At 46.6% G+C, this 24,857-nt stretch carries 23 protein-coding genes and 2 pseudogenes; 7 read left to right on the top strand and 18 right to left on the bottom strand.

The genetic code is table 11. The annotated features are described in order from the left end of the window. Window positions 1-22 precede the first annotated feature (22 nt). Both H740_RS01535 and H740_RS01530 read right to left on the bottom strand, forming a co-directional pair. A complete protein-coding gene (locus tag H740_RS01535) occupies window positions 23-268 on the bottom strand; it encodes an RNA recognition motif domain-containing protein (protein WP_002948394.1) in 246 nt (81 codons plus the stop codon). A gap of 374 nt (window positions 269-642) precedes the next feature. Continuing rightward, window positions 643-1,191, bottom strand: coding sequence for a DJ-1 family glyoxalase III (locus tag H740_RS01530; protein WP_004322175.1), 549 nt, complete (start codon window positions 1,189-1,191; stop codon window positions 643-645). Between the two features lie 89 nt (window positions 1,192-1,280). On the opposite strand from H740_RS01530, the gene H740_RS12370 reads away from it, so the two are divergent. Then, the gene (locus tag H740_RS12370) at window positions 1,281-1,532 is read left to right on the top strand and encodes a SelT/SelW/SelH family (seleno)protein (protein ID WP_269430607.1); all 252 of its coding nucleotides are present in this window, start codon (window positions 1,281-1,283) and stop codon (window positions 1,530-1,532) included. Between the two features lie 15 nt (window positions 1,533-1,547). On the opposite strand, the gene H740_RS01525 is transcribed toward H740_RS12370, so the two are convergent. The 10 genes from H740_RS01525 to pheS form a co-directional block, all read right to left on the bottom strand. Next, window positions 1,548-2,174: a DUF4304 domain-containing protein gene (locus tag H740_RS01525; protein WP_004322174.1), complete on the bottom strand. Its 627-nt coding sequence runs from the start codon at window positions 2,172-2,174 to the stop codon at window positions 1,548-1,550. An 18-nt stretch (window positions 2,175-2,192) separates the two neighbouring features. After that, entirely contained in the window at window positions 2,193-2,759 is a 567-nt protein-coding gene (gene efp, locus H740_RS01520; RefSeq protein WP_002948377.1) for an elongation factor P, read from the bottom strand. 110 nt (window positions 2,760-2,869) lie between these two features. Next, a complete protein-coding gene (locus H740_RS01515) occupies window positions 2,870-3,091 on the bottom strand; it encodes a hypothetical protein (RefSeq protein ID WP_004322173.1) in 222 nt (73 codons plus the stop codon). Between the two features lie 43 nt (window positions 3,092-3,134). Beyond that, window positions 3,135-4,712: a phosphoglycerate dehydrogenase gene (gene serA / locus H740_RS01510; protein ID WP_004322172.1), complete on the bottom strand. Its 1,578-nt coding sequence runs from the start codon at window positions 4,710-4,712 to the stop codon at window positions 3,135-3,137. Next, window positions 4,709-5,194, bottom strand: a complete 486-nt coding sequence (locus H740_RS01505; protein WP_004322171.1) for a hypothetical protein — start codon at window positions 5,192-5,194, stop codon at window positions 4,709-4,711. The genes serA and H740_RS01505 overlap by 4 nt, the downstream gene beginning before the upstream one ends. A gap of 4 nt (window positions 5,195-5,198) precedes the next feature. Continuing rightward, entirely contained in the window at window positions 5,199-6,869 is a 1,671-nt protein-coding gene (locus H740_RS01500; protein WP_004322168.1) for a 30S ribosomal protein S1, read from the bottom strand. A 134-nt stretch (window positions 6,870-7,003) separates the two neighbouring features. Next, window positions 7,004-7,834 carry a 4-hydroxy-3-methylbut-2-enyl diphosphate reductase gene (locus H740_RS01495; RefSeq protein WP_004322166.1) on the bottom strand — a complete coding sequence of 277 codons (831 nt, stop codon included), beginning with the start codon at window positions 7,832-7,834 and terminating at the stop codon, window positions 7,004-7,006. Continuing rightward, window positions 7,824-9,098 (bottom strand): 3-phosphoshikimate 1-carboxyvinyltransferase, encoded by a 1,275-nt coding sequence (aroA, locus tag H740_RS01490; RefSeq protein WP_004322165.1) that lies wholly within the window; start codon window positions 9,096-9,098, stop codon window positions 7,824-7,826. Before aroA ends, H740_RS01495 begins: the two co-directional genes overlap by 11 nt. After that, the gene (gene pheT / locus H740_RS01485) at window positions 9,095-11,428 is read right to left on the bottom strand and encodes a phenylalanine--tRNA ligase subunit beta (RefSeq protein WP_004322163.1); all 2,334 of its coding nucleotides are present in this window, start codon (window positions 11,426-11,428) and stop codon (window positions 9,095-9,097) included. The genes aroA and pheT overlap by 4 nt, the downstream gene beginning before the upstream one ends. Continuing rightward, the gene (gene pheS, locus H740_RS01480) at window positions 11,425-12,417 is read right to left on the bottom strand and encodes a phenylalanine--tRNA ligase subunit alpha (RefSeq protein WP_004322161.1); all 993 of its coding nucleotides are present in this window, start codon (window positions 12,415-12,417) and stop codon (window positions 11,425-11,427) included. Before pheS ends, pheT begins: the two co-directional genes overlap by 4 nt. Before the next feature lie 123 nt (window positions 12,418-12,540). Between pheS and H740_RS01475 the strand changes: the two genes are divergently transcribed. After that, entirely contained in the window at window positions 12,541-12,894 is a 354-nt protein-coding gene (locus H740_RS01475) for a histidine triad nucleotide-binding protein (RefSeq protein WP_004322160.1), read from the top strand. Window positions 12,895-13,021: 127 nt separating this feature from the next. On the opposite strand, the gene argH is transcribed toward H740_RS01475, so the two are convergent. Further along, a complete protein-coding gene (gene argH / locus H740_RS01470; protein ID WP_034956932.1) occupies window positions 13,022-14,395 on the bottom strand; it encodes an argininosuccinate lyase in 1,374 nt (457 codons plus the stop codon). A 95-nt stretch (window positions 14,396-14,490) separates the two neighbouring features. Between argH and H740_RS01465 the strand changes: the two genes are divergently transcribed. Further along, entirely contained in the window at window positions 14,491-15,108 is a 618-nt protein-coding gene (locus tag H740_RS01465; protein ID WP_004322156.1) for a Type 1 glutamine amidotransferase-like domain-containing protein, read from the top strand. Window positions 15,109-15,311: 203 nt separating this feature from the next. Here H740_RS01465 and H740_RS12055 read toward each other — a convergent pair whose 3' ends face one another. Both H740_RS12055 and H740_RS12050 read right to left on the bottom strand, forming a co-directional pair. Next, a complete protein-coding gene (locus H740_RS12055; RefSeq protein WP_231679293.1) occupies window positions 15,312-15,554 on the bottom strand; it encodes a helix-turn-helix domain-containing protein in 243 nt (80 codons plus the stop codon). 141 nt (window positions 15,555-15,695) lie between these two features. Then, window positions 15,696-16,217: pseudogene (locus H740_RS12050) on the bottom strand (AraC family transcriptional regulator); the annotation flags it as partial. A gap of 226 nt (window positions 16,218-16,443) precedes the next feature. On the opposite strand from H740_RS12050, the gene H740_RS01455 reads away from it, so the two are divergent. The 3 genes from H740_RS01455 to H740_RS01445 are packed head-to-tail and all read left to right on the top strand — an operon-like array spanning window position 16,444 to window position 19,091. Continuing rightward, window positions 16,444-17,463 (top strand): alpha/beta hydrolase, encoded by a 1,020-nt coding sequence (locus H740_RS01455; RefSeq protein WP_231679292.1) that lies wholly within the window; start codon window positions 16,444-16,446, stop codon window positions 17,461-17,463. A gap of 45 nt (window positions 17,464-17,508) precedes the next feature. Then, window positions 17,509-18,657: an iron-containing alcohol dehydrogenase gene (locus tag H740_RS01450; RefSeq protein WP_004322150.1), complete on the top strand. Its 1,149-nt coding sequence runs from the start codon at window positions 17,509-17,511 to the stop codon at window positions 18,655-18,657. Window positions 18,658-18,674: 17 nt separating this feature from the next. Continuing rightward, a complete protein-coding gene (locus H740_RS01445) occupies window positions 18,675-19,091 on the top strand; it encodes a cyclophilin-like fold protein (RefSeq protein ID WP_004322147.1) in 417 nt (138 codons plus the stop codon). A 225-nt stretch (window positions 19,092-19,316) separates the two neighbouring features. On the opposite strand, the gene H740_RS01440 is transcribed toward H740_RS01445, so the two are convergent. From H740_RS01440 to H740_RS01430, 3 genes are read right to left on the bottom strand one after another with little or no spacing between them, the layout of a single operon-like run. After that, window positions 19,317-20,720, bottom strand: a complete 1,404-nt coding sequence (locus H740_RS01440; protein WP_004322145.1) for a CAP domain-containing protein — start codon at window positions 20,718-20,720, stop codon at window positions 19,317-19,319. A gap of 18 nt (window positions 20,721-20,738) precedes the next feature. After that, entirely contained in the window at window positions 20,739-22,316 is a 1,578-nt protein-coding gene (gene pckA, locus H740_RS01435; protein ID WP_004322143.1) for a phosphoenolpyruvate carboxykinase (ATP), read from the bottom strand. Between the two features lie 18 nt (window positions 22,317-22,334). Then, entirely contained in the window at window positions 22,335-24,155 is a 1,821-nt protein-coding gene (locus H740_RS01430) for a biotin/lipoyl-containing protein (RefSeq protein ID WP_004322140.1), read from the bottom strand. A 109-nt stretch (window positions 24,156-24,264) separates the two neighbouring features. Between H740_RS01430 and H740_RS01425 the strand changes: the two are divergent. Continuing rightward, a pseudogene (locus tag H740_RS01425) lies at window positions 24,265-24,857 on the top strand (hypothetical protein); the annotation flags it as partial.

The raw sequence follows: 24,857 nt of genomic DNA, 5'->3' as shown, positions 1-24,857 counted from the left end.
GCCGTCAGATTTGACGGCCGGATTATTCTTTAGGTTTAGATTCGTTTACTCTTAGAGCTCTGCCGCCTACTTCCTTGTTGTTTAGCGCTTCGATCGCTTTTAGCGCGTCTGCGTCGTTTTCTATCTCGACAAATCCGAATCCTTTTGAGCGATTCGTGTCGCGATCTTTGACGATTTTCGCGCGTTTTACTTCGCCAAACGGCGCAAATGTATCCTTAAGCTCTGCCTCAGTCATGCGATATGACAAGTTACCGACGTAAATATTCACAGTAACGTTTCCTTAAATCAAATTCCCGATAAAATCGGTTAATAGATGATACCTGAATTTAAATAAAAAAGCTAGATAAAAATTGATATTTTTATAATTTTTTGTAAATTTAAATTTGGGCTGGCGTTTTTGGAAATTTATTTTTATTCGAAGGTTTGGGGTTGCGTAAAATTTGAAGTAAATTTAAGGCAGGTTTGATGCAAAGCATCGGCCAATCGGCGCAAATAAATTTTATAATTAAGCTAAAAACGCGATTTTGTCGGCAAATTACAATCGCAAATTTGCCGCTTTTGTGTTTTACTCAAAAATTTAACCAGCCGCACCTTTATTTAAACAAAGGTGCGGTGTCTATCAAAATTTAAGCCCACAAATCGTTATTTGACAAATAAAAGTCCGCTTTTTACTTCGTTATAAACTTGCTCGCCGTTTAAAATTTTAACAAGCTCCAAGGCAAACTCCATCGCGGTGGCGGGGCCTCTTGAAGTGATGATATTTCCACTTTGCACGACGTTTTTATCGCTCACGTACGTTCCGCCCTCGACGCTAACCTCGCAGCTAGGGTAGCACGTGTACTCGCCGCTCATCACCTCCGCCACTCCAAGAGCTATCGGCGCGGCGCAAATGGCAGCGACGAATTTGCCTTTTTTATCAAATTTTTTGATCGTCTCTCTCATTTTTAGGTTACCGGAGATATTCGTGACGCCCGTATATCCGCCCGGCAAAACCAGCATATCGTACTCCTCGACATCAAGGTCATAAAGTGTCATATCGCAGACGAATTTCACTCCATGTGCGCCTGTGATAGGTAGCTTGTCAAGCCCGACTACATGGGCCTCCGCGCCGCCTCGTCTAAGCACGTCCACGATACTAACGCCCTCTATCTCCTCAAACCCGTCGGCAAAAATCACGGCAACTTTTTTCATAATTTTCTCCTTAAATTTTTTGATAATTATACTGCTATTTGTTAAATTTACGCTATAATCGGCGTACTTTAAATTCGAAAGGAAGGAAAATGGAAGTAAAGATTACATATTGCAATTCTTGAAACTATAGACCGGTAGCTTCTCGTGTAGAAGAAGAATTTTTAAGTCAAATCCCAGGCGCTAATATTAGCAAAATCGTCGGTAGCGGCGGAAACTTCATAGTTGAAGTAGATGGAAAGATAGTATTTTCCAAAAAAGATCTCATCGGCACGGAAGTAAATGCCCTGCCAAACCACGAAGAGATCGTTGCTTTGGTCGATAGCGTTAAAAAATCAGCCTAAAGTCTAAGCCGAGGCTTAGGCCTTGGCTTTTATTTCTTCAAATTTTATCTCGTCTTTTTCATATTTTTTAAGCAAATCATTTATACGCCTCTCAAAAATTTTCCATCTATCTTCGTTTCCATATTTTTCAAACAAACTTAACGCTTGACGGGTCAAAATTTCTTGTTCATGCTTTATGAGTAAATATTCAAAAAGCTGGTCAATCACCGCTAGGCCGTTTCGCTCCAGCATGAAATCAATCAAATTTCGTTCGGTTTTTACCGCATCAAAAAATCTAAATATCGCCGTTAAATCGCTTATTAAATTTTCGCAAAGCGCTGCCGCGTCGGTATTTTCGTTGATTTCATAGTAAGGTATTTTGGAGTCTATGATAGATGAAATTCTATCCCTAAAATGACATTCGTATTCTTTGGGTTTTGAGATAAATTCTTTGCCGGTTGCGGCATCGATAAACGCGCCGTGAATGCCGCAGTTTACGTAAAATCTAGTTTCAAATGCGGTATTGCCGCTACTTTTTTGAAAATTTACGACGTATATAAAATGGGGAGTATTTTTGTAGAAATTTAGTCCGTTTTTGGTAAAGCCGTTATCTTTAAATAGCGGCTTTACTTGGGCTATGAGCTCGTCAAATTTTGTTTTCATCAAATTTGACGACTGCGGTTATTTATTTGCGCGCTCGATGTACTCGCCGCGGACTGTATCTACGCGGATAACCTCGCCCTCAAGCACGTGGAAAGGTATCTGAACTACTGCGCCGCTCTCAAGCGTAGCAGGCTTTTTACCGCCCTGTGTGTCGCCTTTGAAATTCGGCGGAGTCTCGACGATCTTTAGCTCGACGACTTGCGGCACTTCTACGCCGATAGCCTTGCCGTTGTGAAACAAAATCTCAACCATCATGCCATCTATCATCCATTTTTTAACATCACCCACGTCCTCGTCACTGATCGCCACTTGCTCATAGGTTGCAGTGTCCATAAACTGACAGAACTCGCCGTCGTCGTAAAGATACTGCATCTCTTTTTCTTCCAAATTCGGCTGATCGCATTTGTCGCCAGCGTGGAACGTCTTTTCAAGCACTTTGCCGTCGATGAAAGATTTGATTTTCGCGCGAACGAAAGCTGCGCCCTTGCCCGGTTTTACGTGCTGATACTCGACGACTTTATACGGAACGCCGTCTAGCTCGATCTTTAGTCCTTTTTTTAGGTCGCCCATAGAATAGGTTGCCATTTTTTCTCCTTATAGTTTTAAAGGGTGATTATATCAAAAAAGCTTTTAGTTTAGTTTAAGAAGCGGCGAGAGGGCAAATTTGACCGCGCCCGCCGAAGTAAAACTCAAATTTAAGGCTTAAATTTAAACTCGCCTTTTTCCTTGCTCTTTTCAGACTGCGAGTGGATTTCCCTTTTCATCTGTTCACTTACGCTAGGATCGTCTTTTTGTATCTTTTGAAATTTCTTTTTTTCGGTCAAAATTTTCTCAAAATTTTTCGTAGTTTGCTTTTGCACTTCGCTCTCGCAACCCGCAAGCAAAAACAAAATCGGAATCAAAAGTAAAAATTTCATACTCAAACCCTCCTTAAATTTAAGCCCCAATTCGGGCTTAAATTTAGACAACTGCGTACTTTGCCCATACGCAAACGTCTAGATCGTTTAGCTTAGCCAGCGTCTCTTTGGTTATTTTTTCATCCACAAGCACGACCGCAAGCGCCATACCGTGATCGTCGCGTCCTAGGCGGAAGTCGGCGATATTGATCTTCTCTTCGGCGAGGATAGATGAAATTTTAGCGATAACGCCCGGAACGTCGTTGTTTTTAAAGATAATCATCTTGCCTTTAGGCTTAAAGTCTGTTTTAAAGCCGTTTATCGTCACGATGCGTTGCTGATTTTCGCCAAATACGGTTCCACCGATCGTCACGACGTCGTTTTCGGTCGTTATGCGAACGGTGATTTTATTTTTGAAAATACTATTGCCGCCGACGGTGCTCTCTGTCGTTATGCCTTTTTCGTCGCACAAAAATTTAGCGTTTACGTAGTTTATCGTATCGCCCAAGCTCTCTTTTAAAGCACCCACGATCGCAAATGTAAGCATGGAGTTTGCATACTCACTAATAGGGCCGTGCGTCTCGATGCGGATAGCTTTGATAGCTTTTTTGTTGATCTGAGCGGCGAGGAAGGCCATCTTGCTCGTAAGCTCGATATAAGGCTCCACAAAAGGCGGTAGATCTTCCGTTTTTATCGGCAAATTTAGCGCGCTAGGATAGCTGATGCCGCGAGCCGCAGAGATAGCCTGTTCGGCTGCTGCGATAGCGATGTTGGCTTGAGACTCTAGCGTATTTGCGCCAAGGTGCGGTGTGACGCTGACGTTATTTAACTCAAGTAGCGGATGATCCGTCGCCGGCTCCTTCTCAAATACGTCGATACCCGCAAACGCTATCTTGCCGTTTTTTAGGCCATTATACAGCGCCTCTTCGTTGTAAAGACCGCCGCGAGCGCAGTTGATGAGGCGCACGCCGTCCTTCATCTTTGCGATCTCCGCCTCGCCGATCATGTTTACGGTTTCTTTATTTTTAGGAGTGTGTATGGTGATGAAATCGCACGCAAGGATATCGTCGAAATTTCGCGTATAAACGCCGCCCATATCGGTTACTTTCGACGGATCGATATATGGATCATAAGCAACGATTTGCATACCGAAAGCCGCAGCCCTAACCGCTACGCGAGAGCCGATGTTGCCAAAGCCTATGACGCCTAGAGTCTTGTTAAAAAGCTCAACGCCGTACCATTTCTCGCGTTTCCAAATTCGGTCGATTTTTAGGTCGTTGTGAGCGTACGGAAACGAGCGAGCGGCAGCTAACATATGAGCCATCGTTAGCTCTACGGCGGCGATCGTGTTTGCCGTAGGGACGTTCATCGCGATTATGCCGCGTTTTGAGCAGCCGTCGATATTCACGTTATCGACGCCCACGCCAGCGCGCACGAGAGCTTTTAGATTTTTGGCCGCATTTAAAAACGCCTCGCCGACTTCGGTCGAGCTTCGAGTGATGGCCACGTCAGCCTCGCCTAAGATATCCAAAAGCTTATCTTTAGGCACGTTTACTGCGTCGATTACTTTTATATCCTCTTCGCGATTTAAAATTTCAAAGCCGACTTTATGTATTGCGTCGCACACTATTATCGTTTTCATAGCTTGATCTCCTTGAATGTTGAGCGTATATCGTACGCCTTAAGTTCGTTTATAACGCGGTCTAAAACGCCGCTGTCTTGCGTGTTTATGTAAATTAAATTTTGTGAATTTTCTTTTACTACACTAAAATCTACGGGTATGTTTTTTAATGTTTGAGTAAGGCAGAACATCGAGTATATATCGTTTTTATCGATCACTAACTGATAGGCCGTTTTTAGGACTGTTTTTGACTCGTCTTTAAATTCTATAAATATCTCATTGCTTGCCAAAGCATATTTTTTAGGAGCCATATTTGCCATTTCACCAACCCAAGAAGTAGGGCCAGTAGTCAAATTTTGCTCCTTGTTATTTTGTGATATTTGTAGCTCCGCAGGCACAGGCTCTTTTAAATTGACGTCCGCGTACTTATACAGCAAAGCGCCACATACGCAGACGAAAATCAGCAAAAAAGAAATCGCGCCCCAGAACAAATATCGCTTCATTTACTTATGATAGCTGTTCTTTGATAATATCGCCCAAAGTAACCTTATCGTCGCTATTTATCTCGTTTAGCACCTCGCGCTCTTTTTGTCTTGCAAGGCGCCTTACGCTTAGGCGGATTCTATTTTTCTTCTCGTCGATAAAAGCTATCGCAGCTTCGATATTATCGTTTATGTTTAAGCTTTCAGCGCTTACGCTACCTAGGTCTTCTTTGCGGATGAGCGCATCGACATTATCGCCGAGCTCTACAAATACGCCGAAATCTTTAATATCGCGAATTTTACCGGTCACGATGTCGCCTACGTTAAATTTCTTCGCATAAGCTTGTACTGGGCTTTGTTTTAGATCTTTTTGGCTAAGAGAAATTTTTTGCTCGTTAGAGTCGATTTTGATGATTTTTACCTCAACCTCGTCGCCCACTTTAAACAAATCTTTGCACTTGTCATTTCTATCCCACGAAGCGTCCTCATTATGGAGCAAGCCCTCAACTGCGCCAATCCTAACAAATGCTCCAAAGTTAGTCACACTAGTAACTACGCCTTTAGTGACGTCCCCTTCTTTAAATTGGGCTTTAAATTCGTCAAACGGTTTTTTGAGTAGGTTTTTCAGACTCACTCTTAGGCGGCGATCTTTTGCGTCTATCTCGATAACCTCGACGTCAAGCTCCTCGCCTTCACTAATGTGATCTTTTGGATTTTTGATATTTTTATCCCATGAAATTTCAGAAATGTGCAAAAAGCCCTCTATGTCGTTGCCAAGATCCACAAATGCGCCGTAAGGCTCAATGTTGCTGACCGTTACTTTAATGGTGTCGCCTACCTCAAGACCATCTTTTATCTCTTCCCAAGGATCCGGAGTTGCAGCCTTGATAGATAGAGAAAGGTGTTTTTTCTCGTTGTCGTATTTGATAACTTTTACTAAAACTTTATCACCTTCTTTGTAGATAGAGCCCGGATTTACCGGTCCTTTATAGCTTATCTCGCTGTAGTGCACGAGTCCATCCACTCCACCTACGTCTACAAACATACCATAAGTAGTGATTTTCTTAACCACGCCCTCTATCACGTCCGTATTTTCGGCTACTGCGGATATCGCCTCTCTTTTTTTCTTTCTATCTTCGTCGAGTAGTTTTTTTCTCGATACGATAATGCTTTGCTCGTCTTTGTCTATTTTTAAGACTTTCACTTTAAATGACTTTCCGATTACCGCATTATCATCCCTAAAGCCGCTTTGCGAGCGAGGCAAGAAAAACTCGATACCGTCATTATTTTGAGCAACAAAACCGCCTTTGTTTTTACCGATTATTTTTACGTCAAATACGTCTTGATTTTCTTCGTTGTATGAGTCTATGTAAGCTTTTACTTTTTCTTTTCTAAGTGCTTTTTTGTGAGAAACGATAGGTTTGCCGCCTCTTGAACCGGTTATTACGACTTTTATCGTATCGCCAGCTTTAAATTTAAGCTCTCCGTTTTCGTCTTGGATCTCAGAAATATTTAAAATTCCCTCTGATTTCTTACCGACGTTTACAAAAACCTCGTCGTCTTTAATATCGACGATTATTCCGTCGCTATCTTCTTCGGTCTTTCTAAAAGACTCCTCTAACATCGCGGCAAAATCGTCGTCTTCGATACCGTCGTTTGCCTTACTAAGTTGAACTTTTTTGTTCACCGCAGCCATCTTGTTCCTTTTGTATATATTTTGCTTTGACACAATTAAGGCCAATTTTACTTAATATTAACTTATTTGTAGATTAACTTGCAAAATTTCAGGGTCAAATTTAAAATTTTGTTTAAAAAAGTAATGCCTGTTTATTAAATTTGAAAGCTCTCTAGTTTATCAACAACTTTTTGGATAATCCAATCGGGCGTAGAGGCTCCTGCACTCACTCCGCAGAGTTTTTTCCCCTCAAACCACGCGCGCTCGAGCTCTAGTTCGTTTTCCACGAGATAGCTATCCTCGCAGGCGGTTTTTGAGATGAGATAAAGCTGCTTTGTGTTTGAGCTGTTTTTGCCGCCGATTACGACCATCACGTCGGCTCTAACGGCTAAGTTTTTAACAGCTTCTTGGTTTTCAAAAGTAGCGTTGCAAATAGTGTTAAAAACTCGCACTTCTTTTACGCGTAGCATCAAATAATTTACGATTTGCATAAATTTTTCTACTTTACGCGTCGTTTGACTGATAACGGCTACTTTTTGAGCTAGCTTTACGTTCTCTAGCTCACTCTCTTCTAGCACGACAAATACCTTACCAACGGCATATGATTTCACGCCCTTTATCTCAGGATGTTTTTCATCGCCGAAAATCACGATATCGTAGCCCTCTTTACTCATTTTCTCGCAAATTTGCTGCGGTTTGGTCACAAATGGGCATGTGGCGTCAATCACCTTTATGTCGCTTTTTTTTAGCTCGGCTAGGTCACCTTTTGTGATGCCGTGCGTGCGGATGATCGCTTTTTTTTCGCCGTCGATTTCGCTTATTCCCTCAAGTGTTTTGACGTTAAAATTTTTATTTAGGCGGTTTATCTCGTCGTTGTTATGAATAATGGGTCCGATGGTTACGGCGTCCTTAGCGTTTTCGGCGATTTTTATAGCGCGCTTGACGCCAAAACAAAAGCCGTAGCTGCTAGCAAGCTCAATCTTCAACACTAGCCCCCAGTTGTCTTAAAATCCCGCTAAAATTCGGAAACGAAGTCGCGATAAATTCGCTTTTTTCTATAACCATTCCGCATTTTAGCCCAAGCACCGCAAAGCTCATCGCGATACGGTGATCGCCGTTGCTGTCGATGATAGCACAGTTTGCCTCGCCGCCTTTTACGCTAAAGCCGTCTTCAAATTCTTCTACCTCAAGCCCGCATTTTCGCAGCCCTTGCACCATGATCGCGATGCGGTCGCTCTCTTTGACGCGAAGCTCTTTTGCGTTTCTTACGCTGCTAATGCCCTGCGCATTTGCAAATGCGATGGCAAGCGCGGGCACCTCATCGATCAGCCACGAGATATTTTCGCTCACGTCCACAGCCTTTAACGGCGCGTACTTTATCTCGATCTCGCCGATGCTTTCGTATGTGCCGGAAGTCTCTTTAAACGTTACTTGCGCGCCCATTTTGGCTAAAATTTTAAAGGCCTCCACGCGCGTTTTATTTAGCAACATATTTTTTAGCACGATGTGAGAATTTGGGATTATCGCTGCGGCTACGGCAAAGAAAAATGCCGAACTAGGGTCGTTTGGTACGCAAATTTCAAGCGGTTTTAGCGGCGCGCTCATCGGCTCCACTTTGACGCCGTGCGGTAAAATTTGCAGACTCGCCCCCATGCCCGAAAGCATCCTCTCGGTGTGATCTCGGCTAAGCTCAGGCTCGCTAAGCTCGCAGCCGTTTGACTTTAGCCCCGCCAAAATCAGCGCCGATTTTACCTGCGCAGAGGCGATTTTACTGTCAAATTTAAAATACTCCAGCTTCTTGCCGCGGATAGCCAAAGGCGCGTGATCTCCGCTATTTGCGCCGTCTATCTTAGCTCCGACGCTGATCAGCGGTTTAGCCACGCGTGCCATCGGGCGACGGTTTAAAAACTCATCGCCGCTTAGCACGAAAAAACCCTCGCTAGCGGCCAAAAAGCCCATAAAAAGCCTCATCGCCGTGCCCGAGTTTCCGCACTCTAAAACAACGCTAGGCTCTTTTAAATTTGCGCTCGGAGTTATGATTAGCTCGCCCTCTTTTTCCTCGATACGCGCGCCGAGATTTTTTATGATTTCTAGCGTATTTAGCGTATCTTCGGCCTTTAGATAATTTTTTACGCGGCTTGGCTTATCGCTTAAAAGCGAAAATATCGCGCATCTATGCGAGATGGATTTATCCGCCGCGATATTTTCCAGACTCGCGCTTATCGGCGTTCTTAATGCATAAACTTTCATCTTAGTCCGATATTTAAATTTTGCTTTAAAGCGTCCAAAATTTTATCCATTATCGCTGCCACTTCCTCGTCTTCGAGCGTTTTTTGTATGTCTTGGAAGTTAAATTTGACGCTGAGGCTCACATCGTCTCCGAGCTTATCGTCTGAATATATATCAACCGGCGCAAATTCTTTTAGGCATTCGATTTTTAGCGCGTTTATGCACTCTTTTATCGCTTCAAATTTCATAGATTTAGGCACGATTAGGCTTAGGTCTCTGCTGATAGCGGGGAATTTCGAGTAGGCTTTGACGATTGCGCTATTAAATTTAAGCTTTTCAAACTCTATCTCGCAAAGATAGGTTCGCGGCAGGTCGCGCGCAGCCTCGACTCGCGCGTCCACGCGGCCGATATAGCCCACGCAAAGGCCGTTTTGATAGATTTTCGCTTGTTCAAATTCGCTTAGATATTTTACGTCGTCGCACGCTTTTAGCTCAAATTCGCCGATCGCGTTTCTAACCGCCGTCGCAAAGCCCAAAAAGTCGATATCTGCAGGCTTTGCGCCGTTTAGTAGGCTAGGTTCTTTTGTCAGTCCGCTAGCTACGAAGCCAAATCTCTCGCTCTGCTCTCCGCTCTGGCTAAATACGCTACCGAATTCAAAAATTTTGACCGATTTTCGCTGATTTTTTACGTTTCGCTCGGCCGATTTTAGCAAGTGATTTGCAAGCGTCGGCCTTAGCGTGTTTAGCTCGCTATTTATCGGGTTGGCTATCTCGGCCTTGCAAGGCGCGAAACCGAGCGCCGCTAGCTCGCCGGCGTCGTCAAATACATAATGCACGCTCTCGAAAAATCCGGCCGCGGCCGCTTTTTTACGCAAATTTAGCGCATTTTTGTAGTCGGTAAAAGTATCGTTTATGCGGTTAGCTTCGCTGAAATTTAGCGGCTTTGAGGCGATATTATCGATACCGACCATTCGCACGATCTCCTCGCACACGTCCTGCGCATTTACGATATCGTGGCGAAATAACGGTACCTTCACGTTCGCGCCCTCTTTTTCGGCGTTAAAAGTTAGGCTAAATCCAAGCTTTTTAAGTATCCTTACGACGTCGTTTTGAGCGACTTCTTGACCGATCATTTTTTGCATTTCATTCATCGTAAAGCTCACGACCTTCGGTTCGCGCGTCATTACGCTTTGCTGAGAGCCCGCATAAAGCGCGACCGATTTTAGCGCGGCTAGTTGTTTAAATAAAAAATCGGCTCCAAAGCCGACGTTTGGCTCGCTACCTCTTAGCGAGCGGTAAGCCTGCGCTTGGCGCGGCATTTGCTTATCTTCGTAGACGGTTGTCGCGATCACTTGAGGATCGGTGTAGCTAGCCTCCACTATGATTAGTTTGCTATTTTCGTCAAGTCTGGCCGCATCGGTCTGATACACTCCGCCGACGCCCAAAAGCTCGCCGCCGGCCAAAATTTCAGTCGCTAAATTTGCGCCCTTTTGCAGATCAAAAACCGCGCGCTCGTCGTCCTTTTTGAGCTTTGCGTAGTCATACGCGCTAAAAAGCACGCCGGTTGAATGCGTAGCGTAGTCTAGCAGGCGCTCGATGCGGTTTTGCTTATCGCACTCGATCAGAGCCAAACGGATCTTCATCAGCAAATTTTCGTCAAAATACTCTTTTATCTCAAAAGCGCGGTACTGAAAGCTGCTTTGTAAATTTTCCTCGGCATGGATAGCCAAGATGCGCCCGATACCGAGCAAATTTTCGCCCTCTTCGTATCTGGCGGCGTCTTTTAGCGGCAGATCAAGTGCGGCCGATAGATCCCTCGCTACGCCGTAGACGCTTAGGCAGTCGCCGCGGTTTGGCGTTAGCTCGATCTCGATGATATCGTCGTTTAGTAGCGGATATTCGCAAATTTCTTTGCCCAGTTTTAGCTCGCCGATACTTTCATCTAGCGGCATTATGCCGTCGTTTGTTTTAACTAGATCTAGCTCGACGGATGAGCAGATCATACCGTTTGACTCCACGCCGCGTAGTTTTGCCCTCTTTATCTCCAGGCCGCTTGGCATAACGGCGCCTGATAGCGCCACGGGCACGAACTGTCCAGCCTCGACGTTTTTCGCACCACAGACGATTTGTAGCGTCTCGCCGCCCACGTCCACTTGACAAACGCTTAGTTTCTCGGCGTTTTCGTGTTTTATCTTGCTTTTTACGTAGCCTACGACGATGTTTTTAGGTACCCTGATCTCTTTAAAGCTATCGACCTCAAGCCCGATCGAATTTAACGTCTTTAGCAGAGTTTCGCTCGTTACGCTTGAGATGTCCAGCCATTCGTTTAGCCAATTTCTTGAAATTATCATTTAAACTGCTCCAATAATCTTAAATCTCCCTCGAAAAGCGAGCGCAAATCAGGAATTTGATGAAGCAGCATCGCAAATCTCTCGACTCCAAGCCCAAATGCGTTTCCGCTCACGTTTTTGTAGCCCACAGCCTTAAAGACGTTCGGATCTACCACGCCGCATCCTAGTACCTCGAGCCAGCCCGTTTGCTTGCATACGCGACATCCGTCGCCGTGACAGAAAATACAGCTGATATCGACCTCCGCGCTAGGCTCCGTAAACGGAAAAAAGCTAGGGCGAAAGCGCACTTTAACGTCGCCGAATATGTATTTTAAGAAATTTTCAAGCATTGATTTTAAATTTGCAAAGCTCACCGCGCCGCCCTCCTCGACCACGAGACCTTCTACCTGATGAAACATCGGCGTGTGCGTTAGATCCATATCGCGGCGAAACACGGTTCCCGGCGCTATCATGCGAATCGGCGGCTTTTTGCTCATCATCGTGCGCACCTGCACGGGGCTAGTGTGAGTGCGGAGCAACCTAAAATCCTTAAAATAAAATGTATCTTGCATGTCGCGCGCGGGGTGATATTTAGGCAAATTTAGCGCCTCGAAGTTATGAAAATCATCCTCGATCAGCGGTCCCGTCTCGAGCGAGAAATTTTGCATCATAAAGTACTCGATGATCTTATCCATCGTAGCCATCACGGGGTGCAGCGCACCCGCGCTTGAGGGCTCGTTAAATAGCGTGATGTCGATGGCCTCGGCCTTCATTTTGGCTTTTATCTCGCCGCTTTCAAGCTCGGTTTTTTTAGCCGCTAAAAGCGATTCAAATTCGTCTCTTAGCTTGTTTAAATTTGCCGCAAATTCCTTCTTGGCCGCTTCGTCCATATCCTTAAGCTTAGCAAACTCCGACGTGATCGCACCCTTTTTGCCCAGTAGAGCGACGCGAATCTTGTCTAAATCCGCTAAATTCCCGCATTTTGCGATACTTTCTCTATACTCTTGCAAGTTTTTACCTTTACTGAATTTTAGGATAGATTGTAGTCAAAATTTGATAAAATCTGCCTAAAAGGCGGGAAATTTTAACTTTTACTTGTTATAATTAAGCCAAATTTTAACCAGGAGAAAATCATGACGATATTCGAAAAAATCGTAGCAGGCGAAATACCTTGTAACAAAGTGCTGGAAAACGACAAATTTCTAGCATTTAACGATATAAACCCAAAGGCTCCGATTCATATTTTGATCATCCCGAAAAAACACTTTGAAAATTTCCAGGAGATGGACGGGGCGCTGATGGGCGAGATGACGAAATTTATCCAAGAGGTCGCGGTGCTGATGGGCGTAGATAAGAGCGGATACCGCCTAGTCACAAACTGCGGCGAAAACGGCGGCCAAGAGGTCATGCATCTGCACTTTCACCTGCTAGCCGGAGCAAAGCTGGGCTGGGTAGATACCGCGACAGATCCGCAAAGCATGTTTTAAATTTACGCTCGAAATTTGAGCGTAAATTTTGCTTAGCGAGCTGGTCACAGCTACAGCAAGCTCGCTAAATCTCCAAAAAAGACCGCCGCTTTTGCTAAGTCGAGCGGTCAAATTTGACTCCTTAAATTTAGCCTTTCAGCCACTCGTTTAAAATTTCAATCTGCGCCGCAACGCTCTTATTTGCCGTGCCTCCTTGCGACTTGCGCGCCTCCTTAGAAGCGTTTAGATCAAGAAATTTAACCGCATCGCCGCCCAGGCTCTCGTCCACGCTTGCAAGCTGCTGCGCATTTAGCTCGCTCAAATCTAAACCTAAATTTTCCGCATACGCCACAGCTTTGCCCGTGATGAAGTGAGCTTGTCTAAACGGCACGTTTTTCTCCCGCACGAGATAGTCGGCTAGATCGGTTGCCGTGAGGTGCCCGCGGCGCGTCATTGTTAGCATATTTTGCTCGTTAAATTTAGCCGTTTTTAGCATCTGTTTTAAAATTTCAAGGCTCGCAAGCGAGGTGGCGACGCTGTCAAAAACACCCTCCTTGTCCTCTTGCATGTCCTTGTTGTATGCTAGCGGCAAGCCCTTCATCACCGTTAGCAGCGCGACGAGATTGCCGTTTACGCGCCCCGTTTTGCCGCGGATGAGTTCGGCGACGTCTGGGTTTTTCTTCTGCGGCATGATCGAGCTGCCCGTGCTGTATGCGTCGCTGATCGTGACAAAGCCGAACTCCTGCGAGCTCCACAAGATGAGCTCCTCGCACAGGCGCGACGCATGCGTCATCAGCACGCTTACGTTAAACAAAATCTCCAGTGCGAAGTCGCGGTCACTGACGCTATCCATCGCATTTGGCGTTACTCCCGCAAACCCGAGCTGCTGCGCGACTAGCTCGCGATTTATCGGATGCGGCGTGCCGGCAAGCGCGGCAGAGCCTAGCGGACCGAGGTTGTTTCGCTCGCGTGAGCTGGCAAAGCGCTCGTAGTCGCGGCGAAACATAAACGCGTAAGCTAGCAAATGATACGCAAGGCTCACGGGCTGAGCGTGTTGAAGGTGCGTGTAGCCGGGCATCAGCGTGTCCGTGTGCTCGCTAGCTATATCTCGCAAAGCGGCGACTAGTTCGCGGATCTTTTCGGCGATTGCAGCGCCGCTTTTAAGCACGTAGAGGCGAAAATCAAGTGCGACCTGGTCGTTTCTGCTGCGCGCAGTGTGCAGCCTACCGCCAAGATCGCTTCCGATGAGCTCGCTTAGGCGCTTTTCGACCGCCATATGGATATCCTCGTCGGCGGTTTTAAACTCAAATTTATCGCTTTTTATCTCCTCAAACACGGCGTCAAGCCCTGCGACGATCTTTTCGCTCTCCTCAGCCTTCAAAATTCCGCAAGCGCCGAGCATCCGAGCGTGCGCCTTGCTGCCCGCGATGTCCTCCTGCCAAAGCGCTCTATCAAAGCCGATCGAGGCGTTAAATTCCTCCAAAAGCGCCGAACTCGCCTCACTAAAGCGCCCCTCCCACATTTTTTTCACGCTCGCTCCTTCGTTTAAATTTTCGGTGATTTTATAAAATTTAAGCTAAAATAGCGCAAAATTTCGGTCTTTTGAAAGGAAAAACGATGATAGAGATGTTTTTATGCTCCTATTTTGCGGGCGCGGCGACGCTTTTTGAGGACTATGCGAGGCAAAATATCCGCGCTAAAGAGGTGCTTTTTATCCCGACTGCGGCAAACGTAGAGGAGTACCGAGACTACGTGGACGAGGCGAAAGAGGCGTTTGCCAAAATGGGCTTTGAGGTTCAAATTTTAGACGTTTCAAAAACGAGCGAGACCGAAGCGAAGGCAAAGATCGGCGCAGCGCAGGTGCTTTACGTAAGCGGCGGCAACACATTTTATCTTTTGCGCGAGCTTAAAAAGAAAGGTCTTACAGACCTCATCGCTAGTCGCGTCCGAAGCGGCGAGCTCATGTACGTGGGCGAGTCGGCGGGTGCGATGATCGCGGCTCCCCGCGTGGAGGACGCCAGCGTGATGGACAACGCGGGCGACTACGGGGCCGCGGCGCAAACGGGGCTTGATCTGGTTAAATTTTACCCCGTGCCGCACTACGGCGAGGAGCCGTTCGTGCAAAGCGCGGCTGAAATTTTAAAAGCTTACGGCGGCAAGCTAAATTTGGTGCCGATAAACAATGCCGAGGCGATCGCAGTTCGCGGCGATAAATTTGAAATTTTAGGGCGGTAAATTTAGACGCGCGGCATTCTAGGGGTGCTATAAATTTAGAAAACGGCGCTTAAATTTTACGCGCTAAAGCCTGCGTAAAATTTAAAAACGGCGGAGCTTGAGGCGAGCCGAAAAATGCAGCTAGCGGTGCGAGCTAAATTTTACCGCCAAATTTAAATAGCCCTTTCCTCTGCCTTTTTCGTCAAATTTAGATCAAATTTAACTTACGCCACGCCGGAGCGTAGAATTTTGCTGTGAATTTTAGGCGGCACGCCAAACATCCTTGCGTATTCGCGGCTAAACTGCGACGCGCTCTCGTATCCTACGTCAAAGGCGGCCTGCGCTACGCCGATATTTTTGGTCGCGAGCAGATTTTTTGCCTCTTCTAGGCGGATCTTTTTTTGAAATGCGATGGGACTTAGCGAGGTTACGATTTTGAAGTTATGATATAGCGAAGACTCGCTCATATCGCAAGCGCACGCGACCTCTTTCATATTTAGCTTTTGCGTAAACTCGTTTTTTATCTTTGCTACGGCATGCAAAATTTTGTTAGAAACGCTTCCTTGCATCGCAAATTTATTTAAAAAATAGCCGCTTTTGTCGCTTGTTACAAGGGTATAAAGGATCTCTTTTTTAGCAAGATCTGAGAGAAATTTGATCTTTTCTTTTGGCTTTTTAAGCAACAAGATAAAGCGCAAAACAGGCTCTAGTATCTCCTCCGTAAGATCGCCGAAAAATACCCCCTTTTGGCTTTTTTACATGTTATCTTCTTTTATCTCGACGTTTTTCAGCACTTCATAAATTTCATCCATGCTAAATTTAAGGGTAAGCGAGATATATGGCCTCTCTTTTGAGGCGTGGGTTAGGCTCGCCCTTAGAGGCATGTAGGTGGATGTAAGCAGATACCTTTGCTCGTTGTATCCGCTCATCTCATCGCCAAAGCCCACCGACTTTGCCCCCTGCAAGATAATGCACAAAGATGGATTGTAGATGACATTGATAAAATCATGCGTCTTTTCGCTGATGTAAAAATCAAGCGAGTCGATGTCGCTTTGAACAAGGCCGTTTACGCCGTATCTATTTAGTAAAAACTCTTTTGTCTGCTCTTTTAGTAAATTTAGCTCACTCATCTTGCTTTCCGCCTCAAATTTTATGAAATTATACCCCTTTTTAGAAAATTTGCAGAATTAGGCATGAAATTTAGAGAATCATTCTATCGCAAAATTTAAAATCCTGCTAGAATGCACATTACAAAACAGCTTGTAAAGCTAAATCAAAACCGAAAAGACAAAGATGTATCTTAAGAAATTTGCGGCGGCGCTTATGACGTCAAGTTTTATTTTAGGAGGCAATGCAATGGCTAACACAAACGTGGCAAAATCACCGCTAGAGGCGGTTTCTATGGTAAGCGAGTGGGACAAAGTTTTCGCTAAAAGCGATAAGGTAGATCACAAGAAAGTTAAATTTAAAAATCGCTACGGCCTGGAGATCGTCGGCGATCTTTATACGCCTAAAAATTTGCATGGTAAAGCTGCTGCGATCGCACTTAGCGGACCTTTTGGCGCAGTCAAAGAGCAATCGAGCGGTCTTTACGCCCAAACTTTAGCCGAGCGCGGCTTTATCACGCTTGCCTTTGATCCAAGCTACACGGGCGAGAGCGGCGGCGTGCCGAGGAATTTAGCAAGCCCAGAGATAAATACCGAGGATTTTAGCGCTGCGGTGGATTTTCTAGGCACCCAGAGCAATATAGATCGAGATAAGATCGGCATTTTAGGCATATGTGGCTGGGGCGGTTTTGCTCTAAACGCAGCTCTTAGCGATCCTCGCATAAAGGCGGTTGCAACCAGCACGATGTATGATATGACGCGAGTGATGGCAAAAGGCTACAACGATAGCATAGGCGCCGATGATAGATATAAAACTAAAAAGAAGCTAGCCGAGCAACGCTGGGTCGATGCTAAAAATGGCAAACCGGTATATACTGGTGCGATAAACGTTGATCCAAAAAAGATAGACGCAAGCACGCCGCAGTTTATAGCTGAATATGCGGACTTTTACCGCACGCCGCGCGGATATCACAAACGCTCTGTAAATTCAAACAGCGGAGAGAGCGGCTGGATCGTTACAAATCCTATCTCGTTTATAAATATGCCGATCCTTGCTTACGCAAGCGAGATGAGAACTCCGACTCTTATCGTAGCCGGCGAGAAAGCACACTCAAGATACTTTAGCGAGGACGCTTTTAAATCTCTTGGCAACAAAAATAAAGAGCTAGTTATAGTCCCGGGCGCCGCGCACACAGACCTATATGACAATAAAAACAACAAGATCCCATACGACAAATTTGAGGAATTTTTCAAAGCAATTTTGAAATAAACCGCTGCCCTTGCACCTTGCGGGGGTAAATTTAAAAGGAAAACAATGGAAAATTTTACATTTTATAATCCGGTAAGAATAGAATTCGGCAAAGACAAAGAGGCTCATATCGGCGAGTATATGAGAGAATTTGGAGCTAAAAAAGCCCTCGTGCTATACGGCAGCGAGCGCGTAAGAAAGAGTGGTCTGCTTGGCGTAGCTACTGATAGCCTAAAGGCAAACGGCATCGAATTCATAGGGCTTGGCGGAGTGAAGTCAAATCCAGTGCTAAGCAAAGTAAACGAGGCGATCAAAATAGCTCGTGAATTTGGCGCCGATAGCGTGCTAGTCGTGGGCGGCGGCTCGGTGCTAGACTCTGCAAAAGCAGTCGCTGCCGGAGCTAAATACGACGGCGATGTGTGGGACTTTTTCGTAGGCAAAACTCCGACCGAATCGCTTATGGTATTTGACATCATCACGCTAGCGGCAACCGGCTCTGAGATGAATCAAAACGGCGTCGTAACCAACGAGGCGGCTAAATTAAAGTTTCATCTGGGTGCGCCGTGTCTTTTCCCAAAAGTATCCGTCGTAAACCCGCAGCTACAAGCCACCGTCAGCCGCGACTATCTAGTTTATAGCGCAAGCGACGTTATCGCGCACAGCATCGAGGGCTATTTCACGGCTACAAACTATCCGCTAATCGCCAGAATGCAGGTAGAAGCAAACATCAAAACTATCATCAAAACGACTGAAATTTTACTCGAAAATCCTGATGATTACGATGCTAGAGCTGAGTTTGCCTGGGCTGCTACGATGGCGCTAAACGGCATAACTATGGTTGGCACGTCAGGCATAGAGTATCCAAATCATATGATCGAGCATGCGATGAGTGCGGTAACGGACTGCGCGCACGGAGCGGGACTAAGCGTCGTTATGCCTGCGTGGATGAAGTGGTATAAGGATAGAAATTTAGGCGTATTTGAGCGTTTTGCGAGGGAAATTTTTGGACTTAAAACGGCAGATGAGGGCATAGAAGCGCTAAAAGCGTGGTTTGATAAGATAGGCACTCCAACAAGACTATCGCAGCTAAATATAAATAGCGATGCGATTTTTAGTGAGATCGTGGACGTGGCTTATGAAAATGCAAAGACCTGGGCTATGCAAGAGCTCTATCCAAAGGAAAATATCGCCAAAATCCTTGAGCTGGCTAAATAAATTTAGATAGCGTAAAAATGAGAAAAATTTTAGCCGTCTTTATGCTTTTTGCGGAGTTAAATTTAGCAGCAGGAGAGAAAATGCAAAATTTAAAGATAGTCCTAAAGACTTCTAGCGGCGAAGCTACGGCGATCCTAGATGATACGGCGACAGCAAGAAGCTTTGCCGCACAGCTGCCGCTAACGCTAAATTTAGAGGACTACGGCGGACGCGAAAAGGTAGCTAAGCTGCCAAAACGGCTTGACATAAGCGGATCTCCAATCGGTAGCGACGGCAAAAAAGGCGAGATCTCGTACTTTGCTCCGTGGAATAACTTTGTCATCTACTACGGCTACCAGCCTTACTACGAGGGCATCGTGCGCCTAGGCGTGATAGATGGCGATGTAGGCTTGGTCGCAAAAGACGGGGAGATCAAGATAGAGCCGGCAAAATAAATCCGCCGTAACCGCAAAATGGTAAATTTGAAATTTTAGGCCCCGCTACTTGCGCCAAACATTGTGCCCTAGATATCCGACAAAATAAGACGCAACGGCTTGTATAAACGCAAATCTTAGCATTTATGCGCTTCATGAAAATGGCTTTACGCCGTTTTGTCACAAATGCGAAAATCGGCAATTTATAAATAGCTAAGCGAGGCGGGTTTAGTATATAGACTGATTTTACCGTCTCATCTTTCTGCCGATCAGCGCAAAAATCACGATCACGCCGGCGATCATCAGCCCAGCCTTGACGTAAAACGCTCTCCTCTCGCGCACGGCTTCTGGCGAGCTGGTTTTGAGTCGCACCTTGACGCTCATGCCGCCCGCGGCGATGCTTAGCGTATCGCCCGCCATGCCTTTTAGTTTCACGCTTAGCGTGTTCGTGCCGCTTTGCGCGACCGTAGGCGTCATAAAGCCCGAAGCCTTATATGAGTAGCGCGTCATGAGGTCGTTGCAGTCCTTGGGACGGAAAAATATCTCGTAGGTCTTGTCCGCATCCACGCCTAGCACGTCGCCGTCACGCGCATCAAAATACGGATTTTGAGGAGTTTTGGTTTTAAAGCTCCACTTTATCTGCTTTACCTGCGAGCCCGCGTTTTGCGCGCTTTGATTTCGAGCGCCTGCTTGCTCGTAGCTAAAAACCGCCTCGTACTGCGCGCCAAAGTCAAAAACCTCTCGCGAAAAAGCGGCAAACTGCTTGGACGAAAATTTGGAGTTTATATCGTTGGCGCTCGTGATGACGTGCAAATTTTGGATCTTTCGCCCGTCTTTAAATATCTCGAAATCTTTAAATTTTACCTCGCTTGAGTTCGCGTTAAACTCGATACTAACGGGATTTGCCGTGATCTTGCACTCAGGGAAGGGATCCGGGATCTCGCCGCTAAAATAGGGCGTCACGGCAGTAGCGTCGGGAAATTTAACGTAGGGCTTCATCGCGCCCGTGAAATTGTCAAATTTGGCGTCTTTGATTTTTAGATTTTTATCGGCGCAGACGTTGGTATAAAACCGCCCCGCGCCCGTATCGCTCGCACCCTTAGCGCAAAATGCGTTAAGCCTAGAGTTGCCCATCTCAAAGACGAAGGCGTTAAATTTATCCTTGGACGCGAGCGCGTAGCCGACCTCGTCGACACTCAAATTTAAAAACGCGAATCGGTGATAGATCGCCGAAAATAGCCCGTCCACCGCCTCTTTAAAGTCGCTTTTATAAGCGATGTTTTCAAGCACTAGAGTTGATTTGTAGCCCACGGCTAGAGCTCTGTCGGCCGGAGTCGCGCCGCTAAATTTCGCCCGTCCCGCCGCTTCGTCGTGCCCCATATATTCGTTTTGGGCACTGTATTCGGCGTGATTTTTTGCAGCCTCGCTTAAAATTTGATTTGGTTTTAGGGCAGGGAGTCCGGAGCCGCGGCGATACTCGTTTAGATACGCAACCGCGTCGGAGTCGGGAACAAAAGAAAACTCAGGCTGCTTGGCGGACTTTAGTGCGGAGCTTTGACCCTGCCCACCAAAGATATCGCAACCCGCAAGAAAAAAGGCGCAGGCTAAAAGGCTAAATTTAAGCCCGCGTTTTACAAAGTAAATTTTCAAATCCCGCGCCCTTTAAATTTAAGCCTTAGGGCCGGCTTTTGCGTATTCTACACCCTCTTTTACGTCCTCGTAGCGTTTGAAATTCGCCTCAAACATGCTCGCTAGTTTATCTCTAGTCGCGACGTATTCGTCCTTATTTTCCCATGTGTTGATTGGATTTAGCAGCTGCGTCTCGACGCCTGCGAGCTCTTTTGGGATCGCGAGGTTAAATTTTTCAAAATTTTCAAATTCGCACTTTTTGATACTGCCGTCTAGGATCGCGTTTATGCATGCGCGCGTGGCTTTGATACTCATTCGCTTGCCCACGCCGTATGCGCCGCCGCTCCAGCCGGTATTTACGAGATAGACGCTGACATTATGTTTGTCAATCTTTTCGCCCAGCAGCTTAGCGTAAACAGTCGGGTGCAGCGGCATAAACGGCTCGCCGAAGCACGCGCTAAATGTTGCCACGGGCTCGGTGATACCGCGCTCGGTGCCTGCGACTTTGGCTGTGTAGCCGCTTAGGAAATAATACATAGCCTGCTCTTTGGTTAGCTTTGCGACCGGAGGTAAAACGCCGAACGCGTCGGCTGTTAGGAAGATGATATTTTTCGGATGGCCGCCTGCAGAGCTTGGTTCGTAGTTATCGATATGATAGATCGGGTAGCTAACGCGGGTGTTTTCGGTCTTGCTGCCGTCTTTGTAGTCCACGACGCCAGCCTCGTTGGCGACCACGTTCTCAAGTAGCGCGTCGCGTTTGATCGCGGCGTAAATTTCAGGCTCGCTGCTCGGGTCTAAATTTATGCATTTCGCGTAGCAGCCGCCCTCGAAGTTAAATATCCCCTCATCGTCCCAGCCGTGCTCGTCGTCGCCGATTAGCTTGCGGTTTGGATCGGTCGAGAGCGTCGTTTTACCCGTGCCGCTTAGACCGAAAAATAGCGCCGTGTCGCCATCCTTGCCAACGTTTGCCGAGCAGTGCATCGACATCTTGCCCGCAAGCGGCAGCCAGTAGTTCATCATCGAAAAAATGCCCTTTTTCATCTCACCGCCGTACCACGTGCCGCCGATAACTGCGACGTTTTCCTCGACGTTAAAGATAACAAAAACGTCGGAATGCAGCCCGTCGCTCGCGTAATCTTCGTTTTTGCATTTGCAGGCGTTGAAAACCACAAAATCGGGATGAAATTCCGCTAGCTCGCTCTCGCTTGGACGGATGAACATATTTTTAACGAAATGAGCCTGCCACGCGACTTCGGTCACGAAGCGGACCGACTTTTTACTCTTTTCGCTAGCGCCGCAAAATGCATCTTGGATAAAGATTTCCTTGCCGCTTAGCTGGGCTTTAGCTTTGGCTAAAAGCTTATCGAAAAGCTCTTTTGAGATAGGCTGGTTTACCTTGCCCCAAGCGATGTATTTTTGGCTCGGGTCTTGCTTTACGAAGTACTTATCCTTTGGGCTGCGACCCGTAAAGATGCCGGTATCGACCATAAAAGTGCCGTTACTTGACACGCGTCCCTCGCCCATCGCCTTTTCAAGCTCAAAAAGCTCGTCGTAGCTTAGGTTGTGGTTGATTTTTTTGATGTCCTTAAGACCTAATTTTTCTATTTCGTTTACCATTTTTCTTCCTTTTTTGGATTAAATTTTCGCTAAAATTTGACCGTTTGCTACGGTTTGTCCTTGCTGTACCTCGATAGAGGTTACGAGCCCGTCTTTTGGGGCGTTTACGTCTATTTCCATCTTCATGGCTTCTAGCACGAACATCCTTTGTCCCTTTTTCACACTATCGCCCACTGCGACTAGGATTTTAAGCACGTTTCCAGGAAGCGTGCTTTTCACCGGTTCGCCGCTGCCGCCGGTCGTTTTAGCCGGAGAGAGCTCAGGAGGCGGCATATGCGCTACGCTTGCCGGTTTTACGCTTTTTATCTCGGCTTTGCCGTCAGCGTCGGCGACCTCGACGTCAAATTTTTTGCCATTTACGGTGACGCTGTATTTTTCGTTTATCGGAGTTTTCGCGCGAGGGGTCGGCGCGCTCGTTTCGGCCGCATTTGTCGATTTTTTTCGGATATTTACCTTGCCTTCGCCTTTTAAAAACGCGATACCTTTTTCCTTGCACGCCGCAGCGATAAAGATATTTTCCTCGCTAGGCTCGATGCCCTCTTTTTTAAGCAGCTCGCGCGTAAATTTAAGCGACTTGCTCTCGTCTTTGTCCGCGATATCCATGGCGTGCTCTTTGGTCGGCTTTAAGCCTAGCTGCTCGCTAGCTAGCTTAACTACGCTCTTATCTGGCTCCACCGGCGTTTTGCCAAAGTAGCCTAGCACCATTTTACCGTAGCCTTCGGCGATCTTTTTCCATGGGCCAAACATCACGTTGTTAAACGCCTGCTGGAAATAAAACTGGCTCACAGGCGTCACGCTCGTGCCGTAGCCGCCTTTTTGTACGACTTCGCGCATAGCAAGGATAACTTCGGGGAATTTATCCAAGATATTATTATCGCGCATCATTTGGGTATTTGCCGTTAGCGCGCCGCCTGGCATCGGGCTAAACGGGATGAGCGGGCTAACCTGCACGGCCTCAGGCGGCAGGAAATAATCTTTCAAGCACTCATTTAGCACGCTTTCGTATTTTAAGATTTTCTCCACGTCAAGTCCGCCCAGATCGTAGTTTTTGCCCTTAACGGCATGCAGCATCGTTAGGATATCTGGCTGGCTGGTGCCGCCGCTAACCGGGCTTGCGGCTAAATCTATGCCGTCTGCGCCGGCTTCTAGAGCAGCCATATAGCAAGCGACGCTAACGCCTGCGGTTTCGTGGGTGTGGAGTCTGATGTGGGTATTTTGCGGGAGGAGTTTGCGAGCCATTTTGATAGTTTCATACACTTTTTGCGGACTAGAGGTGCCGCTGGCGTCTTTGAAACAAACGCTGTGATACGGGATGCCCGCGTCTAAAATTTCGCGCAAAATCCGCTCGTAAAACGCCACGTCGTGCGCGCCCGAACAGCCCGCGGGCAGATCCATCATCGTGACGACCGCTTCGTGCTTTAGTCCGTGGTGAGCGATGCGTTCGCCCGAATATTTTAAATTTTCCACGTCGTTTAGCGCGTCGAAGTTTCGTATCGTGGTCGTGCCGTGTTTTTTAAAGAGCTTTGCGTGCAGATCGACTAGCTCGCGGCTGCCCGTATCTAGCGTCACGGTATTTACGCCGCGGCTTAGAGTTTGCAGGTTTGCCTCGGGCCCGACGGTTTCGCGAAATTTATCCATCATCGCAAACGCGTCTTCGTTCAAATAAAAATAAAGGCTCTGAAACCGCGCCCCGCCGCCGAACTCAAAGTGCGTTATGCCGGCCTCTTTAGCCGCGCTAACCGCGGGTAAAAAATCAGCCATCGCCACGCGCGCGCCGAAAACCGACTGAAAGCCGTCTCTAAAGGTAGTATCCATAACGTCTATAAATTTTTTCGCCATTTTGCCGCCTTGTCAAATTTCAAAATCGTGCTAATTTTACCTAGTTTTAGATTAAGTGGATATAATAAAATCAAAGCATTATCACAAAAATGTTTAACGAGGGGAGCAAATGCAAGAGCGCACGCTAGAAGAGCTTTATAAAAAGCTAAAAGAATTTGATAGGTTAGCCGATAAAGAAGAGTTTTTATTTGACGAGATAAGAGACGCCGTAGAGGCGCAGGATTTGGTATTTTCCGCGCAAATTTGCGACTTTGTTTTAAACGACGAATTTGAAAAATTCGGCGCGTTTTTAAGAACCAGAGCGCTAATGTGGCTCACGAACTACATCGCGAAAAATTTAAAGGAAAACGAGAGCGAATACCCGAATTTCGACGACTTTGTAGACTGCCTGTGGAAATTTAAATGGATCGTCTCGGGCGTCGCTCAAAGCTCCGTGATAGAAAAGGAGCTCATAGACGAGGCAAACGAAGCTATGCTGTTTTACTACGAGCGCATGGAGCTCTCGCTGGCTGCCTACTACAAGGCTTTGATGAATCAAAACATAGACATGGGCGACGCTAGAGAGGCGAAGGCAAGCTACGAACTATGGAAAAAGCTCGCCAAAGACGATATGGCCGACTGCGAAGCATGCGAGGCATCGGGTGAGATCGCCTATTTAAATTTTGCCGGCGAGCATGCAGCGGCACTGGAGCTTGCCGCGCC

The sequence above is a fragment of the Campylobacter showae CC57C genome (genome assembly GCF_000344295.2).
GTDB lineage: Bacteria > Campylobacterota > Campylobacteria > Campylobacterales > Campylobacteraceae > Campylobacter_A > Campylobacter_A showae_B.
This window is presented reverse-complemented; position numbering and strand designations above follow the sequence as displayed.